Here is a 17,442-nt window from a genome sequence, read left to right as displayed (position 1 = left end):
GTCTACCTCATCACCGTGGCGCCGCAGCGCACCATCACCACCGCGCCGGCACGCCCGGCGCCCGCTACCCCGCTTTCGGCGTCGTCGGCTGGGGCAGGAGGTTGTGGCCCTTCAGCGAGGCCCACAAAATATCCTTGATGCTTTGAATCAGGATCGGCAGCCGCTGCTGGGCTTCCCGCGCAAGGGCGTGGGTCGCCGCGCGATTGGCGGCGCGATAGGCTTTCCCCTCCGGCGACGCGAAGAACGCAATTGCGGCCTTGATCTGTTCATCGCTCAACCTGCTGCCGAAATAGGCGGCGGTCTCGGCGCCGGCGGTGTCAAGATAGGCTTTCTCAACGCTCAGGACCTGGGTTTGCAGCTTCACCACCTCATCGCCCGTCAGATCGGGATGCTGGTCGATGAAGATCTGCAGCGTGAAGCGGACCCTGTTGTCCACCTGCCGTTCGACTGCTTCGGTATTGCGGCCGGTGAGGTCCATCAGCGTCTGCACGTCATCCGATTTCTGATCGGCATAGGCGCTGTGGCTGATGAGGCCAGCGCCGATGACGAGCGCCGAGACCAAAGCAAAGCTCCGCATGACACCCTCTTGTCCGTTCAACTCCCGCCCGGATTATGGCCGGGTTTTGTAACGGGTTGGTGTCATTGCGGAGATGCGCGGCCGGTGCCTAACCCAGCACCGCCTGGGACACGTCAATCTTGCGCGGAATGAGATGCAGGGACGCGAAGGTATCGGCGATCACCTGCTGGTCCGCGACGATGGCGGGCGTCACCGGTCCCACGCCGTATTTCTGCCGGGTAAACCAGAGTTTCAAAATCTGCGGCGGGACGCCGATGGTCTTGGAGAGGTCCGTCGCGATCTGGTCGATATGGCTAGGCTCCCAGGCCTCGATTTCGCGAATGGCGCCGATGGCGGCTTTCAGCGCGTCGGCGTCCTTGGTCGCGAAATCCCGGCTGGAGAGATAGAAGGCGCGATTGGGCATCAGCCCGGTGCCGTCGGTCAGGATGCGCGCGCCCGCGACCTCGGCCGCCGCCTCGAACGGGTCCCACACCGCCCAGGCATCGACCGCGCCCGATTGCAGCGCCACCCGCCCGTCCGACGGCTGCAGATAGACAGGCTTGATATCCGACCAGGTCAGGCCCGCATGGCGCAGCGCGGAGACGACGAGGTAATTGGCGCTGGACCCTTTCGCGACCGCGACCTTTTTGCCCTTCAGGTCCGCGACCGTGCCGATCGTGCTGCCGGGCTCCGTCAGGATGGCGACCGATCGCGGCGAGGGGTTGGTGGCGGCGGCATAGACCACGGGCACGCCCGCGGCCTGGGCGAAGATCGGCGGCGGCTCCCCCGTGAAGGCGAAATCGACGGCGCCGTCATTCAGCGCCTCCAGGATCGGCGGGCCCGAGGTGAAGATGGCCCAGGAGACGCGATAGCCGAGCGGCTTCAGCCGCTGCTCCAGCAGGCCCTGCGCCTTGAGCAGCGAGAGCGCGACCGAGGCCTTCTGATAGCCGACCTTCAGCACGCGATCCTCGGCCCGCGCGGCTGTCCCCAGCGTCAGCGCCGGCAGGGCGGCGCCGGAGGCCTGCAACATTCTACGTCGTGTGATCGCCATAAGACCGGGTTCCCAGTTTTGCTGGCGCAAAATATCCGCGGCCCATCCGTCAGTCAAACTATAGCGCGAACGAAAATCGCTATTACGGCTGAAAATTTGTCACACGGCTGCGGTCGATGGCGCTATGCGCCTGCAGGCAGTCCCGTCACGCCGCCCCGGCACGCCCGCACGCTCAAGGACATTCGGATGGAATATTCGCGCCGCTTCAAGTTCCTCATCTGCGTTCCCGCCTTCAATGAGAGCGACCTGGAAGGGGCGCGGCTGACACAGATCCTGGGCGAGATCGAGCAGGACGGCTACGCCGTGCTGCGCGCCCGGCGGGAGGAGGATGCCGAGCTCGTCATCCGCACCGACGCCGCCATCGGCTGCATCATCGTCGACTGGGGCAAGAAGGGCGTGGCCGGCAAATCCTCGGCGCTGATCGACCTGGTGCGCAAGCGCGGGCTGGATGTGCCGATCATCATTCTGGTGCGCCGGCAGACGCTGGACCAGATTCCGGTCGAGGTGCTGGATAATGTCGACGGCTTCGTCTTCCTGGCCGAGGAGACGCCGGACTTCATCGCCAAGAACCTGGTGGCGCGGCTGAAGCAATATGCCGACAGCCTGAAAACCCCGTTCTTCGGCACGCTGGTGGATTATGCCGAGCAGGGCAATATGCTGTGGACCTGCCCCGGCCATAATGGCGGCGCCTTCTATCGCCGCAGCCCGATCGGCCGCATTTTCGTGGAGCATCTGGGCGAGGCGATCTTCCGCGACGACCTCGACAACTCGGTGCTGCAGCTGGGTGACCTGCTGACCCATGAAGGCCCGGCCCTGCGCGCCGAGCAGGAAGCCGCCAAGATCTTCGGCGCCGAGCGGACCTATTTCGTGCTCAACGGCACCTCGGCGTCCAACAAAATCGTGCTCAACGCGCTGCTGGCCGAGGGCGATCTGGTGCTGTTCGATCGCAACAACCATAAGGCCGCGCATCATGGCGCGCTGCTGCTGGCGGGTGCGACGCCGATTTATGTCGAGACCGCGCGCAATCCGCATGGGCTGATCGGGCCGATGCAGCTGGCGGCGCTGGATGAGACGCGGCTGCGCGAAGCGATCCGCGACAATCCCTCCGTCGCCGACAAGGAGGCCTGGCGCCGGGAACGTCCGTTCCGCGCGGCGGTGGTGGAGCAATGCACCTATGACGGCACCATCGTCTCTGCCGAGGAGATCGTCGCCCGCATCGGCCATCTGTGCGACTACATCCTGTTCGACGAGGCCTGGGCCGGTTTCATGAAGTTCCATCCGCTGTTCCGCGGACGTTTCGGCATGGGGCTGGAAAAGCTGGGGCCTGATCATTCCGGCATCATCGTGACGCAAAGCTCGCACAAGCAGCTGGCGAGCTTTTCCCAGGCGAGCCAGATCCATGTGAAGGATTCCCATCTGGCGGGGCAGCGGCGGCAGGTGAGTGCGCAACGCTTCAACGAGATGTTTCTGCTGCATGCCTCCACCAGCCCCTTCTATCCGCTGTTCGCGTCCCTCGATGTCGGCGCGCAGATGATGAAGGGCCGCTCGGGCGAGGTGCTGTGGGATGATACGGTGCGGCTGGGGATTGAGCTGCGCAAGAAGATCCGCCTGGCGGCGCGGGAATATGGCGAGCATGAGACGGACCCCAACCGGCGCTGGTTCTTCGAGCCTTTCGTGCCGCGCTTCGTGCAGCCGTCGGACGCCGCGCGCGGGTCTGAGGGCATGCGCTGGGAAGATGCCGAGACCGATCTGCTCGCGAGCGACCCCGCGCAATGGGAATTGGTGCCGGATGAATTCTGGCACGGCTTTCCGGGCCTGGAACGCGGCTGGGCGATTACGGACCCCAACAAGCTGACGATCCTGACGCCGGGCTTCAGCGACAGTGCCGAGGACCGCTATGCCGAGCACGGCATTCCGGCGCCGGTTGTCGCCGAATATCTGCGCGAAAACCGCATCGTGCCGGAGAAGAACGACCTCAACTCCCTGCTGTTTCTGCTGACGCCGGGGGTGGAGAGCAGCAAGGCCGGCACGCTGCTGTCGCATCTCGTCACCTTCAAGAAGCTGCATGACGAGAACCGCCCGCTGGAAGATGTCTTTCCCAGTTTCGTCGCGCGCCGGCCGCAGCGCTATAGCGGGATCGGCCTGCGCGACCTCTGCGCTGAGATGCACGCCTTCTACCGCGCGGCGGGCACCAGCGCCCTGCAGGCGGCGCAGTTCCGCGCCGAGCATCTGCCCGAGATGGTGCTGCATCCGCATGAGGCGACGCGGGAACTGGTGCGCAACAATGTCGATTACGTACCGCTGGACGAGGCGGCCGGGCGGATCGCCGCGACCTTGTGGCTGGTCTATCCGCCGGGGATCGCGACCATCGTGCCGGGTGAGCGCGTCGGCGGCCGCGCGCAGCCGATGATCGATTACCTGAAGGTCTTCGAGCGGGCGTCGAACCTGTTTCCGGGCTTTGAATCCGAGGTTCAGGGCCTCTATCGGGAGACGCGGGATGGGGTTATGCGCTTCTACACCTATGTTATCCGGGAGAAGGGTGCGGCGTGACGGCGGCTGAGACCAAGGCTTTGGTGCTGTTTTCGGGCGGGCAGGATTCGGCGACCTGCCTCGCCTGGGCGCTTGACCGCTTCGCGCGCGTCGAGACGATCGGCTTCGACTATGGCCAGCGCCATCGGGTGGAATTGGATGTCCGCGCGCCTGTGCTGGCTGCGCTGCGCGCCCAGTTCCCCGTCTGGGGCGAGAGGCTGGGCGCAGATCATGTCATCGATGCCGGGATCGTCGGAACACTCAGCGAGACGGCGCTGACGGCTGAGACCGAAATCGCCATGCAGGCGGACGGCTTGCCCAATACTTTCGTGCCGGGGCGGAACCTGCTGTTTCTGACCATGGCGGCGGTCACTGCCTATCGGCGTGGCATCAAGCATATCGTGACGGGCGTCTGCGAGACCGATTTTTCCGGCTACCCGGATTGCCGGGACGATACCATCAAGGCGCTGCAGCTGGCGCTGAACCTGGGGATGGACCGGCGCTTCGTGCTGCATACGCCGCTCATGTGGATCGACAAGGCCGCGACCTGGGACCTGGCGCAGGACCTGGGCGGCGAGCCCCTGGTGCGGCTGATCAACCACGAAACCCATACCTGCTATCTCGGCGACCGCACGCATCTGCACGCCTGGGGCTACGGCTGCGGCCATTGCCCCGCCTGCGCATTGCGGGCCGAGGGCTGGGCCCGCTTCACAGCCCGCACCAGCTGAGGCTAGGGCTCTTGGCAGCCGCGCGCGGCACGCCAGCTAAAAGGCTGATCTGCCCGAAAGGACTGCTTCATGGATTCCGCGATCAATTTCGTGCTGACCCTGATCCTGCGCCTGGTCGCCGTCGTCATGACGGTGATCACGGTCATCGAAAACGCATTGCGCCATCTTCTGGAACAGGCGGGCATTCATGGCCAGACCCAGTCCGCCGTGCTGGTGGTGGCGGCCATCCTGATCATCATCGCCGCCCTGCGGCTGCTGGGCGGCGTGTTCGGTCTGCTGATTACGGTGCTGCTGGTGCTGATGATCCTCAACCTGCTGATGCCGGGCTTCCATGTGCCGATGAACGCCCACGCCTGATCGCGGTCAGCGCCATGGACGCCGAGACGCAGGGGCTGGAGGACGCCGCGGCGCTGGGGCGCCACCGGCGGGCGCTCTATGCCCTCATGCTGGCCAGTTTCGGCATCGGTACCGGCGAATTCGTCATCGTCGGCCTGGTACCGGGCCTGGCGACCGACCTCCACGTCTCCGTGCCGACGGCGGGTCTTCTCATCTCCGTCTATGCGCTGTCCGTTGCCTTCGGATCGCCCTTCGTCGCGGCGATGCTCTCCTCTGTGTCGCAGCGGCGGGCCCTGGTGGTGCTGATGGTCATGTTCCTGGTCGGTGACGCGGCTTGCGCACTGGCGCCCGACTTCCGCCTGCTGATGATCGCGCGGGTGGTGACCGCCCTGGCGCATGGCGCCTTCTTCGGCATTGCCTCGATTGTCGCGGCGAAGCTGGCGCCGCCGGGCAAGGCGGTGCGGGCGGTCGCACTCCTGTTCACCGGCATGACGGTCGCGAATGTCGTGGGTGTCCCGCTCGGCACCTGGATCGGGCAGGCGGCTGGCTGGCGGGTCACCTTCGTGCTGGTGGCAGCCCTGGCCGCCACGGCGCTGGCCGCCATGCTGCTGTGGATGCCGCGCCATCTGGGCGGCGGGTCCTTCGGTGTCCGGCGCGAACTGGCCGCGTTGCGGCAGAACCAGATCTGGCTGGCCATGACCGTCAGCATGCTGTCCTCGGCGGCGCTGTTCTGCGTGCTGACCTTTCTGACCCCCATGCTGGAACATGAGGCGGGGCTGACCCCGCATGGCGCAGCGCTCGCCCTGTTCCTGTTCGGCGCCGGCCTGACGGTGGGCGGTCTGGCGGGCGGCCGGCTGGCCGATCGCAACGTCATGCGCGCGCTGCGCGCCCTGCTGGCGGCGGACGCGGTCGCCCTGGTGGTCTTTGGTCTTCTGGTCCAGACCGGGCCGCTGGCGCTTGCCGCTGTCTTCCTGTGGGGTATCGCCGCCTTCGCCCTGGTGCCGCCATTGCAGCACCGGGTGGTGATGGAAGCGCGGGAGGCGCCGAACCTCGCCTCCACGCTCAACCAATCGGCCTTCAACCTGGGCGATGCGTTGGGAGCGGCCTTGGGGGCCGCGGTGCTGGCGCATGGCGCAAGCTACGCGTCCCTGCCGTGGATCGGCGCTGCGGTTCTCTGTCTGGCCCTGGTGCCTGCGTTCCTGAGCAGAGGTGTCGCGCGCTGACTCGCCGCATAACCCGGAAGGGAATTGCTGCCCTACCGGCGTGGCTAGGCAGACCCGCTTCGCCGCCCCCTCATTCCCGCCGTCTTTCAGTCCTAGTCTCCCACGCATAAGAAACGGGCCGGGTGCGATGACAGCTGATCTGGACAATAGGGACGACACCGCACCTTCTGACACGCTACAACTGGCGACGACGCGGCAGGTGGCGCTGTCGGAGGTTGAGACGCGAACGGAGCATGATCTGCTGGGCGAGGTGGCGGTTCCGTCAGCCGCCTATTGGGGTGTGCATTCGCTGCGCGCCGTCGAGAATTTTCCGATCACGGGCGTGCCGATCGGCCATTTCCCGGATCTCGTCCGCGCGCTCGCCATGGTGAAGATGGCGGCGGCGCGGGCCAATCGGACGCTGGGCGCGCTAACCGCGGACAAGGCCGCGATGATCGAACGGGCCTGCCAGGCGCTGCTCGCCGATACCGAGTATCATGGCCAGTTCGTGGTCGATGCGGTGCAGGGTGGCGCCGGGACATCCACCAATATGAACGCCAATGAGGTCATCGCGAACCTCGCGCTGACGCTCGCGGGCCACGCGCGCGGCCGCTACGACCTGCTGCACCCCAATGACGACGTCAACATGGCGCAGTCGACCAATGACGCGTACCCGACCGCGCTGCGGGTGGCGACGCTTGAGGGCGTGAAGCCGCTGCAGCGGGCGCTGCGCGACCTGTCGCTGGCGCTCAAGCAGAAGGGTGCCGAATTCGCCGATGTGCTGAAGATGGGCCGCACCCAGCTGCAGGATGCGGTGCCGATGACGCTGGGCCAGGAATTCGACGCCTTCCATGTGACGGTGAAGGAGGATGTGCAGCGCCTGGGTGAGGTGGCTTCGCTGTTCCATGAGGTCAATCTGGGTGCCACGGCGATTGGCACCGGCATCAATGCCGATCCGCGCTATGCGCCTTTGGTGGTGGAGGAGCTGGCGGCGATCAGCGGTCATTCGCTGTCGCTCGCCCCCAATCTGATCGAGGCGACGTCCGACATGGGCGCCTTCGTGCTGTTCTCAGGCGTGCTGAAGCGGATTGCCGTCAAACTCTCAAAAATCTGCAACGACCTGCGGCTGCTATCCAGCGGACCCCGAACAGGATTTGGCGAGATCAACCTGCCCGCGCGGCAGGCGGGGTCCTCCATCATGCCGGGCAAGGTCAATCCCGTGATCCCGGAAGTGGTCAGCCAGGTCGCCTATCTCGTCATCGGGCATGATCTGACGGTGACGATGTGTGCTGAGGGCGGCCAGCTGCAACTGAATGCCTTCGAGCCGACCATCGCCTTCTGCATCATGACCAGCTTGCGCATGCTGACGGCCGCCATCGACAGTCTGACACAGCGCTGCATCATCGGCATTACCGCCAATCGGGAGCATTGCCTGGATCTGGTCAATCACAGTATCGGCCTGGTAACGGCGCTGGCGCCGACGCTGGGTTATGAGGTGACGTCACGCATCGCCAAACGGGCCTTGGCCGAAGGGCGCGGCGTGCGCGAGATTGTGCTGGAGGAAGGCTTGCTGGAGGAGCGCGTGCTGGATGAGCTGCTGCGGATTGAGGCGATGACGCGGCCTTCGCGCTTTATCACGCCGCGTGCTGTCGCTGCTGCCAAGGGATGAGCGCTGCCCCGTCGCGACTTGATAAGGCACCGGTTGTCCTGCCCTGGCTGATCGGCACCGTGCTGGTGCTGGTGACAGTAGCATCGCGCGCGCCCGCCTATGTGATGAGCGTCGTCGATTGGGACGAAAGCCTGTATTTCATCATGGCCCAGCTTTGGGGGGCCGGGCATCTGCCCTATACTGCCGTCTGGGACAATAAGCCGGTCGGTATTTACGCGATCTTTGCTGTGTTCCAAGGTGTTTTTGGCGACAGCATCTTTTCCATGCGCCTGGCTGGGACCATCGCGATCGCCGCCATGGCGCTGCTGACCTGGCGCATCGCCCGGCATTATTTGCGTGGTCAACCTTACAGGGTTGCAGAGATTTGCGCCGGCATCGCGGGCCTGCTGGTGATCGGCACGACGATTCCCGATGACGGCATTGCCAGCAATACCGAGATTTTTATGGAGGCCTTCACCTGCGCGGGTATGCTGTGGGCGCTGGTGCCGGCGGGACCGATCCGGCCGCTTCGCGCGATCGGCATCGGGCTCTGTCTCGGTGCCGCGTTCATGGTGAAATATGTCGCGGTCTTCGACATGGTCGCGGTGTTCCTGGCAATGCTGGTGCTGCCCGGACGGCTGCGCAGCGGCGTGGCGATGGTCGTAGACGTGCTGCGCCTGGGTCTTTTGTTCAGCATCGGCGCGCTGGCGCCTTTCCTGGCGACGGTCCTGCTCTATGCCGCCCATGGCGCGCTGCCCGTGTTGATCGAGGCGAGCCTGCTCTCCAATCTGCGGCGCGTCGCGGTGCCGGTCTCGGGCAATAGTTTCCTTCATGCCTATGCCTTGCAGGCCATGCTGTTTCCCGCACTTTTTCTCTCGCTCTTCTGGCTTGTCCTGCGGTTGGTGCGGACGCCGCGGGAGAACGGCATTCTGCTGGCCTGGATTGTCACGAGCTGCATTGGCGTCGCCTCCGGCGGGCTTTATTTCAGCCATTACTTTCTGCAGCTTCTGCCGGTGCTGTGTGTGCTGACGGCGCTGATGCTGGCGGGGTTATGGCAGGTGCTGCCGCGGTTCGGGCGGATCGGCCTGGCGGTGCTGTTTGTCGCGAGCCTTGTGCCGATGGTCCTGCGCAGTGCGACCGATATGGGCCGGATGGTCGCGGATATGAGCCTGCCGCCCTTGGGAATTGGCCTGCTGCGCGACACGTCGGCGCGGGTGGCGGTAGACCTGCAGGCAGCACTTGCGCAGTCACCGGGTGCGGAGGTTTACGTCTTCGACGGTGAGCCGGTGCTCTATGCGCTGCTGCGCGAGCCCCTGCCGACGAAATTCATCTTTCCGTCCTTTCTGCTGTCCAAACTGCTGGCGCATACCGTGGGGATCGACCCGCTGGCGGAGCTGCACCGCATCCTGGCCGCAAAGCCGCTCTTCATCGTCCGCCGCACCAACCCGGACGACCAGAATGCGGCGACGCGCAACCTGGATGTCTATGCCGCTATGAATGCTGTTCTGGCGGCCGACTATGAGGTGTGGAAACGCTACGACACGATGGTGGTGTATCGGCGACGGCCATGACAGGATGCTTGGCCTATGTGCTGATATTTAGTACAATGGTCTGGGAGATTTTCTGATGGCCAGAACCACATCTGTCAGTCTAGGCGATCACTTTTCGCTTTTTGTAGAGCGCCAGATCAATGAGGGGCGCTATGGTAGCGCGACGGACGTGATCCGGGCGGGCCTCCGGCTTCTAGAGGAGCACGAAACTAAATTAGCCGCGCTTCGCGCCGCCCTGATTGAGGGCGAGGCAAGCGGGCCGGCGGTGCCTTTCGACCTTGAGGGTTTCGTTGCGCGAAAGCGGGATGGCCGTCCCCCTGCGGCATGAAGGGCCAGTTGAAGCTTTCCCCTCTTGCCCAATACGATCTCAGCGAGATTTGGGATTACACGGCGGCTCAATGGAACTCTGATCAGGCCGAAACATACATACGCCGGCTTGCCCAGACTATGGCCCTTATCGCCGCCGAGCCTCAGCTGGGACAACCATGTCCCCATATTCGCGAAGGGTATCGTCGTTTCCCCTGCGGCGCACATATTATGTTTTATCGCCTCATGGACCCGGATGTGGAGATCGTCCGCATCCTGCATAAATCTATGGATTTTAACCGTCGCCTAGACTGAGCACCGCAAAGCTGTCGGATAGCGTCTGCAGGCGGTGCAGACCCTCGGCCGAGCCGAGGACGGCGGCGGTCTCCTGGCGTGACAGCTGGTCGATCGCCTTTTGCAGCGTATCGGCCTCGGCGAGTTTGGCGAGGCCGACGAGCAGCGGCACGTCGATCGGGTCCTGTCCTGCACGGCGGGGTGGCGGCAGCATGGCGAGATGGGCGGCAAGCAAAGCGGGGTCAGCCAGAAGCTGCTTGATGGCGCCGCCGGAGACAGCGGGCGCCGGCGCGGCCCGCAGAACCGCCGCGCGCTGCAGGATGGCATTGGGCTGCCGCTCCTCCGTGATGCTGAGCAGGCCCATGCGCTGCAGCGCGACGCCGACACGGCTGGAGGCCGTCATCATCACCAATGGCACCGCGAGCACGAGGCCGATCAGCACGGGCGTCATCCAGAGGAAGAGCGACGGGGAGACCGCATAGGCAATGACGGCGAGTGCGACCCCGAAGGCCATGAAGCGCCAGTATTGACGGAAGACCAGGCGCAGCGGCACGGCGTCGCCATCGCGGCGCTGGGCGTTCCAGCCGCTGTCGCGACCGGCCAGGATCTGCATCACGCCTTCTGTCTGGATGAGCATGGCGACCGGCGCGATGAGGCCGCCGATCAGGGTTTCGAGCAGCAGGCTGATGAAGGCCCGAATGGCGCCGCCTGAGCCGCGGCGCATGGGTCCGTTCACCAGCAGCAGCGCATAGGCGAAGAGTTTCGGCACCAGCAGCACGGCCATGGTGCCGATGAAGACCCATTTCGCGAGCACTGGATCGACCTGCGGCCAGCGCGGAAAGAGCGACTTGGTGGCGCCGAAATATTGCGGCTGCACGAAGCGCGACTGCAGCGAGACCAGCACACCGACCAAAAGAAAGCACAGCCAGAGCGGCGAGGTGACGTAGCTGCCGATGCCCATCAGCAGATGCAGCCGGCTGACCCAGTGCAGCCCGCGCGCCGTCAAGACGCCCGCATGCTGCAGATTGCCCTGCGCCCAGCGGCGGTCACGGATGGCGACATCGGTGAGCGAGGGTGGGCTTTCCTCGTAACTGCCGCCCAAGGCGGGGACCATGTGGATGGCCCAGCCGCCGCGCCGCATCAGGGCGGCCTCGACGAAATCATGGCTCAGGATCGCGCCGCCAAAAGGCTTGCGGCCTTTCAGATGCGGCAGGCCCGCCTGTTCGGCGAAGGCCCGGGTGCGGATGACGGCGTTATGGCCCCAGTAATTGCCTTCCGACCCATGCCACCAGGCGATGCCCTGGGCGATCAGCGGCCCGTATACCCGGCCCGCGAATTGCTGCATGCGCGCAAACAGCGACGTGCCGTTGACGATGACCGGCAGCGTCTGGATGAGGCCGACGCCGGGATGGCTTTCCATCGCCGCGGTCATGCGGACAATGCTCTCGCCTTCCATCAGACTATCGGCATCGAGCGTCAGCATCTGCGGATAAGCGCCCCCGAAGCGGCGCACCCATTCCGCGACATTGCCGGCCTTGCGCTCGGTATTCTTGGCGCGCCGGCGGTAGAACAGGCGCGGCGCGGTGCCGGCGATCTCGGCCCGGAAGGCGAGGAAGGCGGCTTCCTCGGCGATCCAGACATCGGGGTCTGTCGTGTCGCTCAGGATGAAGATGTCGAAATGCTCGCCCTGGCCGGTGGCGACCAGGCTTTCATGGATGGCCCGCAGCCCCGCCATCACCCGCGCCGGTTCCTCGTTATAGGTCGGCATCAGCAGAGCGGTGCGGCTGGTCAGCCGGGGCAGCGGACCTGTGCGCGCGATGCCGAGACCGAGGCCGCCGCCGGCGAGGCTCGCAAAAAAGCCGCCGAGCGCACTCATGAACGAGAGCGCGATCCAGGCGAAGAGCACGAGGAAGAGCACGAGGACGAGGATACCGAGGACACTCGGCCCATTGCCGTTGAAGACAAAATACATCTCATAGCCGCCGCCGGCGGTCATGAGGACGGCGCCGCCGATGACGAAAAGGCGGCGCAGGAACAGGCCGCGCGGCGCCGTTTCGGGTCTGCCGTGGCGCTGGGGCGCGATACCGAGCGACTGCACCGGCATGGCGAGCGGCGCTTCGGGCGGCAGGGCCGGTTGCTGCATGGGATGCGGGCTCACGGGGTCCAGCGGTAGAGCCAGGTTTCGGACAGCGGCGTCTGGTCGTTCATCAGCACGCCGCTGAGTTCGACCAGCTTGGCATCACCCGGATCGAGCGTGAACATGATGCGCTGGCCGCCCGTGGCGGGATTGGGCTCCACCACCACGGCGCTGATCTTGCCCGCACTGGCCGAGAGCTGAGCATGGGGCTTGGCGTCGGCGGGCAGGTTTTTCATTGAGTCACCCACGATATCGAGAACGATTTCGATACCCTGGTGGTCATCGGAATTGCCGATGCGGGTATCGACGATGCGGCCAAGCTTGGACGGGGTCGGGTTATCCCAGCCCCAATGCATGCGATAGGTGAAGTTGTACTGGCCGCGGGCCGCGAGCTTGTCCTTCGGCCGCCAGAAGCTGACGATATTGTCGTTGACCTCATTGGGGCTTGGGATTTCAACCAGATCGACGCCGCCCTGGCCCCAATCGCCGATCGGCTCGATCCAAAGGCTGGGCCGCTTTTCGTATTGCAAGGAGACGTCCTGGTAATCGAAGAAGCTGCGCTTGCGCTGCATGAGGCCGAAGCCATGCGGGCTGGAATCCTGGAAGGCGCTGAATTGCAGCGTCGTCGGGTCATTCAGCGGCCGCCAGAGCTGCGTGCCTGAGCCCGTCCACATCGACAGACCTTCGGAATCATGCGCGGCCGGGCGCCAGTCATTCACCTTGTTGCGGTTATTGGCATCGAAATAGAACATGCCGGTGAGGGTCGCGATGCCGGGTTCGGTGATATCGACGCGGGGAAAGATACTGCTTTCGACATCGAAAACGGTCTCCTCGCCCGGGGTGATGGTGAATTTGAAGGCGCCGGTGACGCTTTGGCTGTCGAGCAGCGCATAGACGACGAGGGAGTTCTGGCCGCTGGGCGGACGCACCAGCCAGAAGGCGCTGAAGCGCGCGAATTCCTCGCCCTTGGGGTCGCCCGTGCCGATGGCGAGGCCGCGCGCCGAGAGGCCGTAGACCTGGCCTTTGGCGACGGCGCGGAAGTAGCTCGCGCCGAGGAAGACGCAGAACTCATCGAAGACATCAGGCTTGTTGATGGGGGTGGAGATGCGCAGGCCGGAGTAGCCGAGCTGGTCCGGCACGCGCAGTTTGGGATTGGCGTAGTCGAAGACGTCCGGGCTGTAGGGGACGGGAGCGGACTTGCCGTCCACCACCTCGAACATGTCCACGCGCGCCGGATAGAGGAAGCCGCGGGGAAAGAACTGGACCTGGAAGGGCAGCTTTTCGGCCCGCCACAGCGCCTGATCCGGCCGGTAGGTGACGGCGCGGAAGTCATCGTAATTCATATGCGCGATGGCGCTGGGCAGGGAGGTATTGGGCGCCTGATAGGGCTCCTCCGCCATCTTTTGCGCCAGGTGCTGCACGGTGGACCCGTCGAAGGGGCCGGGTTGCGGCACGGTATGGGGCGCGCTGGCGGCGCGGCCGGGCCGCAGGCCGAGGGCCGACAGCAAGGCGATGCTGGAGAAGCCGAGGCCACCCTGAATCAATTCCCGACGCAGCACTGGCAATCCTTTCGCAGTCAAACCCTCGGCGGGAAGTGGTATCGCACTGCAGCATGGCAAGCGTAAGGCTGGGCGATGCAGGTTTTGTGGCGCATTTAATTGGCGTCGGTGATCGTCCTTTTCAGCAGAGTCCAGAGGGCTGAGGCGGCCGGTCCATGCCGGCGCTCCGCGCGCCGGGCCGCGACAAGCTCGATCTCGCCGCCGCGGAAAAACCGATTGGCCAGCGAGACGAGGCGGCCGTCGCGCAGCTCGGCTTCGACCAGGAAGTCCGGCATATGGCCCCAGCCGAGGCCTTGCAGGATGACCTCCTTCTTCATGAGCTGGTCGCTGACGCTGCAGGTGGGGGCGCCTTCCAGCACGAAATAGCTTTTCGACGCGCTGTGCCGGGCGCTGTCGCGGATCACGCATTGCACCATGGCCCGCATCCGGTCCGGTGAGGCGTCCGCCACCGCAAAGGGCAGAAAATGCGGGGCCGCCACCGGGATCAGCCGAATGCGGCGCAGATCCAGCGTTTCAAAACGGGGGTCGCTGCGGTCGACATGGTGCAGGATGAGGTCCGCCTGATCGTTCAGCAGCAATTCCCAGGGGCCTGACAGCGCCTCGAACTGCAGATGCAGCCGTGTCGCCGGCCGGTCTGCGAAAAAGCTGCGCAGCAGACTGAGCATCTCGGGAAGCGGTGACAGGTCTCCGATCACGACGCGCAGCTCCGGCTCCTCGCCGGCGGCGAGATGGGTCGCGAAACGCTGCAGCTCCTCCATCGCCTCGAGCAGGCGGCGGGCGCGGACCAGGAAGGCCGCACCGGGTGCGGTCAGCACCAGCCGATATCCGGTCCGATCGAAGAGTGAAAACCCGAGCTGGCTTTCGATATTGGTCAGCGTCGTGTGCAAGGTGGGGTGCGTGCGACCGAGGCGGATCGCCGCCGCCTGAAGCGAGCCTTCGGCGATCACAGCATCCAGGACGCGGAGCTGGGCAAGCGTCAGGTTCATGGTGTTTTCTACAATCTCAGCAGAATTTTTGTAAGTTCTTATCGAGCGCCCAGCGGCTAAGCCGCCATGAGAAGGAGAACCCATCATGCGCGCCATTATCATCAGCCGGCCGGGCGGACCCGAGGTGCTTACCATTGCCGAACGTCCGACACCGCAGCCTCAGTCCGAGGAGGTTCTGATCGCCGTCCGCGCCTTCGGCATCAACAGAGCGGAGCTTTACTTTCGCAGCGGGGCCTGGGGCGAGGTCGCGGAGATCAGCGGCATCGCATGCGCCGGCGTGGTGGTAGCTGACCCATCGGGCGCGCTTTCGCCCGGCCAGAGGGTCTTCGCCCTGATGGGCGGCATGGGGCGCAGCCGCCCAGGCTCCTATGCCGAATATGTCACTGTCCCGCGGAGCAATGTCGTGGCGGTCGAAAGCGATCTGTCCTGGCCGGATCTGGCGGCTTTGCCCGAATCCTACGCGACCGCCTGGACCTGCCTTGCCGGCAATCTCGGCCTTGCGCGCTCCCAGACCCTGGTCATCAGGGGCGCGACCTCGGCTTTGGGGCAGGCGGCGCTGAACATAGCGGCAGGCCTGGGTGCCCGCGTGATTGCGACGACGCGCCGGGAAGCGAACAGCGCGATGCTGCGGGACTTAGGCGCGGCTGAGGTGCTGGTGGGCGACAGTGCCACGGCCGAGGCCGTGAGGCGCATCCAGCCCGGCGGGGCTGATGCGGTGCTCGACCTGATCGGCACCGCGACCCTGCTTGAGTCTCTCGCCATGGTCCGCCGCGGTGGCCGTGTCTGCGTTGCGGGCTTCCTGGGCGGCGGTGGTGCGCTGGCCAATTTCGATCCCGTCTTTCAAATGCCGAGCGAGGTTCATCTCAGTGCCTTCGCCAGTGCTTTCGCTTTCGGCACTGCCGATTTTCCCCTGGACGCGATCCCGTTCCAAGCCATCGCCGCCAAGGCGGCTGCCGGGCTGTATCAGGCGAAGCCCGCGCATGTGTTTCGGTTCGAGGATATCGTCGCGGCCCATCGGCTGGCGGAGGCGAGTGCGGCGGGCGGCAAAATCGTCGTCTGCGTCTGATCCGGCCTTTACGCCGCGGCGACCGGCGCCGGGTCGGCCAGTTCTTCGATGATCGGGCAACCCGGCCGGTCGCTGGTTTCGCAGGCATGGGCGAGGGTGCGGAGCGCGGCGCTCATTTCCGCGATTTCGCGGGCCTTGGCTTCCAGCGCTGCGGCGTGAGACAAAGCGAGCCTCTGCACTTCGGGCTTAGACCGGCTGTCATCTCGCCAGAGGGCCAGCAGGTCGCGCATCTGCTGCACGGAAAAGCCGAGATTGCGGGCCCGTTTGAGGAAGCGCAGCGTCTGCACGTCCGGCTCGCCATAGAGCCGGTAGCCGGCGGCGGAGCGGCCGGCGGGCGCGATGAGCGTGACGCTTTCATAGTAGCGGATCATCTTGGCGGAGACGCCCGATGCCGCCGCTGCTTCACCGATATTCATCATGTCGCCAAACTAGGTCCATGCCTGCTACCGGTCAACGCGGCATGAATTTGCGCGATCAACAGATACTGATGACAGGACTGTGAAATGACGAAGGCCCAGGACGCGCTTGCATCCTGAGCCTTCAGCATTGTTGACGGCCGCTGTCAGGGGCCGGACGAGGGTTAGACCGCCGCTGACACTCCGGCGGCGATCATCCAGGTCATAACACCCTGCGGCATCACACAATGAGACACTGGATCACCTCCTTTCAGTTGGTTTCGACTAAAGGCAGTCTGTCATCGGCTTTCGCGCCGATGCAATAGAAATCGTGCGGTCAAAACATCATCGTCAAAGCGGCCAGCAGATTGTTGCCGGTGATGGGACTGTCCATGCTGTAGGACAGCGCCTGCTCGGTCAGGCTCGCCATCAGTTGCACGTGATCCTGCTCCAGCAAGCGGTAGCGCATCGTGACGTCGAGATTGTATTCGCCCGTGCGGCTGGTGGGCGGCGGCTCCAGCGTCGGGTCCTGCACCAGGATGACGGGAAGGCCGGCAGTATTGGTGGGGCAGCCGACCAGCCCATGTTCCAGGGTCATCTGCGGGCCTGAGCCGGACAGGACCGCCGGATTGACGCTGACGCCGGCGCGGATGCAGAGCGCCGGATCGGCCTCCGCCCGGCGCGTCGCGGCGAGGCGGGCCCGCGCGGTCGGCTCCTCGGGCTTGGCGAAGAAGGGAATCCCGGCTTCCGCCGATAGGGAGGCGAGCAAGGCGAGCGCCTGGCCGTTCGCCACGGGTTTCGCGTGATGGACCTTCACGGCGTGGATGATGACCTGAGCCCGCGTGCCATAGCCAATGGTCTGCGCCAGCGCAGCGGCTGTGGGCAGCATGACCAGGGCAGCCAGTATGACTGCGTGGCGGAGAGCGTGTCCCAATCGGGGCAAAAACATGGCAGCTCCAGCACAATTTCGCCGTAATTGCGCTCAAGTGCCTTAGTCTAACTCCGAATTGCAATTCCAAAACTGCGCAATTGATGGTCTAGTTGCGAAGGCTTCTCCAAGCCGTTGAAACTGCTAAGTTAATGTTTATAAACTTTTGTT

The 17,442-nt window shown here is 64.9% G+C and carries 16 protein-coding genes; 9 read left to right on the top strand and 7 right to left on the bottom strand.

Features of this window, described 5'->3' with window-relative positions; genetic code table 11:
* Nucleotides 1–64: 64 nt before the first annotated feature.
* Complete coding sequence (locus tag AC3G7M_RS03675) at nucleotides 65–577, bottom strand: DUF2059 domain-containing protein (RefSeq protein ID WP_489214368.1); 513 nt, start codon at nucleotides 575–577, stop codon at nucleotides 65–67.
* A gap of 88 nt (nucleotides 578–665) precedes the next feature.
* The gene (locus AC3G7M_RS03670) at nucleotides 666–1,586 is read right to left on the bottom strand and encodes an aliphatic sulfonate ABC transporter substrate-binding protein (protein WP_489214367.1); all 921 of its coding nucleotides are present in this window, start codon (nucleotides 1,584–1,586) and stop codon (nucleotides 666–668) included.
* A 207-nt stretch (nucleotides 1,587–1,793) separates the two neighbouring features.
* Here AC3G7M_RS03670 and AC3G7M_RS03665 point away from each other — a divergent pair, with 207 nt between their 5' ends.
* From AC3G7M_RS03665 to AC3G7M_RS03630, 8 genes are all read left to right on the top strand, one after another.
* Nucleotides 1,794–4,157, top strand: coding sequence for an Orn/Lys/Arg family decarboxylase (locus AC3G7M_RS03665; RefSeq protein ID WP_489214366.1), 2,364 nt, complete (start codon nucleotides 1,794–1,796; stop codon nucleotides 4,155–4,157).
* On the top strand, nucleotides 4,154–4,864 hold the full coding sequence (gene queC / locus AC3G7M_RS03660) for a 7-cyano-7-deazaguanine synthase QueC (RefSeq protein WP_489214365.1): 711 nt from the start codon (nucleotides 4,154–4,156) through the stop codon (nucleotides 4,862–4,864). Before AC3G7M_RS03665 ends, queC begins: the two co-directional genes overlap by 4 nt.
* A 69-nt stretch (nucleotides 4,865–4,933) precedes the next feature.
* Nucleotides 4,934–5,221 (top strand): hypothetical protein, encoded by a 288-nt coding sequence (locus AC3G7M_RS03655; RefSeq protein WP_489214364.1) that lies wholly within the window; start codon nucleotides 4,934–4,936, stop codon nucleotides 5,219–5,221.
* A 14-nt stretch (nucleotides 5,222–5,235) separates the two neighbouring features.
* Nucleotides 5,236–6,423, top strand: coding sequence for an MFS transporter (locus tag AC3G7M_RS03650; protein WP_489214363.1), 1,188 nt, complete (start codon nucleotides 5,236–5,238; stop codon nucleotides 6,421–6,423).
* Between the two features lie 127 nt (nucleotides 6,424–6,550).
* Nucleotides 6,551–8,071 carry an aspartate ammonia-lyase gene (locus AC3G7M_RS03645; protein ID WP_489214362.1) on the top strand — a complete coding sequence of 507 codons (1,521 nt, stop codon included), beginning with the start codon at nucleotides 6,551–6,553 and terminating at the stop codon, nucleotides 8,069–8,071.
* Nucleotides 8,068–9,621, top strand: coding sequence for an ArnT family glycosyltransferase (locus AC3G7M_RS03640; RefSeq protein ID WP_489214361.1), 1,554 nt, complete (start codon nucleotides 8,068–8,070; stop codon nucleotides 9,619–9,621). Before AC3G7M_RS03645 ends, AC3G7M_RS03640 begins: the two co-directional genes overlap by 4 nt.
* A 55-nt stretch (nucleotides 9,622–9,676) precedes the next feature.
* Complete coding sequence (locus tag AC3G7M_RS03635) at nucleotides 9,677–9,928, top strand: type II toxin-antitoxin system ParD family antitoxin (protein ID WP_489214360.1); 252 nt, start codon at nucleotides 9,677–9,679, stop codon at nucleotides 9,926–9,928.
* A gap of 8 nt (nucleotides 9,929–9,936) precedes the next feature.
* Nucleotides 9,937–10,221: a type II toxin-antitoxin system RelE/ParE family toxin gene (locus AC3G7M_RS03630; protein WP_489214359.1), complete on the top strand. Its 285-nt coding sequence runs from the start codon at nucleotides 9,937–9,939 to the stop codon at nucleotides 10,219–10,221.
* Here AC3G7M_RS03630 and mdoH read toward each other — a convergent pair.
* The 3 genes from mdoH to AC3G7M_RS03615 all read right to left on the bottom strand — a co-directional run bounded on the left by mdoH (nucleotide 10,202) and on the right by AC3G7M_RS03615 (nucleotide 14,882).
* Nucleotides 10,202–12,343, bottom strand: a complete 2,142-nt coding sequence (mdoH, locus tag AC3G7M_RS03625; protein WP_489214358.1) for a glucans biosynthesis glucosyltransferase MdoH — start codon at nucleotides 12,341–12,343, stop codon at nucleotides 10,202–10,204. The genes AC3G7M_RS03630 and mdoH overlap by 20 nt on opposite strands.
* Nucleotides 12,344–12,354: 11 nt before the next feature.
* A complete protein-coding gene (locus tag AC3G7M_RS03620) occupies nucleotides 12,355–13,896 on the bottom strand; it encodes an OpgD/OpgG family glucan biosynthesis protein (protein ID WP_489214357.1) in 1,542 nt (513 codons plus the stop codon).
* Nucleotides 13,897–13,991: 95 nt separating this feature from the next.
* Nucleotides 13,992–14,882, bottom strand: coding sequence for a LysR family transcriptional regulator (locus AC3G7M_RS03615; protein WP_489214356.1), 891 nt, complete (start codon nucleotides 14,880–14,882; stop codon nucleotides 13,992–13,994).
* Between the two features lie 85 nt (nucleotides 14,883–14,967).
* Here AC3G7M_RS03615 and AC3G7M_RS03610 point away from each other — a divergent pair, with 85 nt between their 5' ends.
* Nucleotides 14,968–15,948 (top strand): zinc-binding dehydrogenase, encoded by a 981-nt coding sequence (locus AC3G7M_RS03610; RefSeq protein WP_489214355.1) that lies wholly within the window; start codon nucleotides 14,968–14,970, stop codon nucleotides 15,946–15,948.
* Nucleotides 15,949–15,956: 8 nt separating this feature from the next.
* Here the strand turns inward: AC3G7M_RS03610 and AC3G7M_RS03605 are convergent, their stop codons facing one another.
* Both AC3G7M_RS03605 and AC3G7M_RS03600 read right to left on the bottom strand, forming a co-directional pair.
* Entirely contained in the window at nucleotides 15,957–16,367 is a 411-nt protein-coding gene (locus tag AC3G7M_RS03605) for a MerR family DNA-binding protein (protein WP_489214354.1), read from the bottom strand.
* Nucleotides 16,368–16,680: 313 nt separating this feature from the next.
* The gene (locus tag AC3G7M_RS03600; protein WP_489214353.1) at nucleotides 16,681–17,232 is read right to left on the bottom strand and encodes a hypothetical protein; all 552 of its coding nucleotides are present in this window, start codon (nucleotides 17,230–17,232) and stop codon (nucleotides 16,681–16,683) included.
* Nucleotides 17,233–17,442 lie beyond the last annotated feature (210 nt).

Source organism: Acidisoma sibiricum, from assembly GCF_057837225.1.
The sequence above is the reverse complement of the archived record's forward strand: the minus strand, read 5'-3'. Positions and strand labels throughout refer to the sequence as shown.

What these genes read in the sequence shown, in the direction of transcription:
- AC3G7M_RS03670 (WP_489214367.1), bottom strand. Translation starts at nt 1,586, where the DNA reads ATGTTGCAGGCCTCCGGCGCCGCCCTGCCGGCGCTGACGCTGGGGACA.
- AC3G7M_RS03640 (WP_489214361.1), top strand. Translation starts at nt 8,068, where the DNA reads ATGAGCGCTGCCCCGTCGCGACTTGATAAGGCACCGGTTGTCCTGCCC.
- AC3G7M_RS03635 (WP_489214360.1), top strand. Translation starts at nt 9,677, where the DNA reads ATGGCCAGAACCACATCTGTCAGTCTAGGCGATCACTTTTCGCTTTTT.
- AC3G7M_RS03650 (WP_489214363.1), top strand. Translation starts at nt 5,236, where the DNA reads ATGGACGCCGAGACGCAGGGGCTGGAGGACGCCGCGGCGCTGGGGCGC.
- AC3G7M_RS03605 (WP_489214354.1), bottom strand. Translation starts at nt 16,367, where the DNA reads ATGATGAATATCGGTGAAGCAGCGGCGGCATCGGGCGTCTCCGCCAAG.
- AC3G7M_RS03615 (WP_489214356.1), bottom strand. Translation starts at nt 14,882, where the DNA reads ATGAACCTGACGCTTGCCCAGCTCCGCGTCCTGGATGCTGTGATCGCC.
- AC3G7M_RS03655 (WP_489214364.1), top strand. Translation starts at nt 4,934, where the DNA reads ATGGATTCCGCGATCAATTTCGTGCTGACCCTGATCCTGCGCCTGGTC.
- AC3G7M_RS03610 (WP_489214355.1), top strand. Translation starts at nt 14,968, where the DNA reads ATGCGCGCCATTATCATCAGCCGGCCGGGCGGACCCGAGGTGCTTACC.
- AC3G7M_RS03675 (WP_489214368.1), bottom strand. Translation starts at nt 577, where the DNA reads ATGCGGAGCTTTGCTTTGGTCTCGGCGCTCGTCATCGGCGCTGGCCTC.
- AC3G7M_RS03645 (WP_489214362.1), top strand. Translation starts at nt 6,551, where the DNA reads ATGACAGCTGATCTGGACAATAGGGACGACACCGCACCTTCTGACACG.
- AC3G7M_RS03600 (WP_489214353.1), bottom strand. Translation starts at nt 17,232, where the DNA reads ATGCTGCCCACAGCCGCTGCGCTGGCGCAGACCATTGGCTATGGCACG.
- AC3G7M_RS03665 (WP_489214366.1), top strand. Translation starts at nt 1,794, where the DNA reads ATGGAATATTCGCGCCGCTTCAAGTTCCTCATCTGCGTTCCCGCCTTC.
- mdoH (WP_489214358.1), bottom strand. Translation starts at nt 12,343, where the DNA reads ATGCAGCAACCGGCCCTGCCGCCCGAAGCGCCGCTCGCCATGCCGGTG.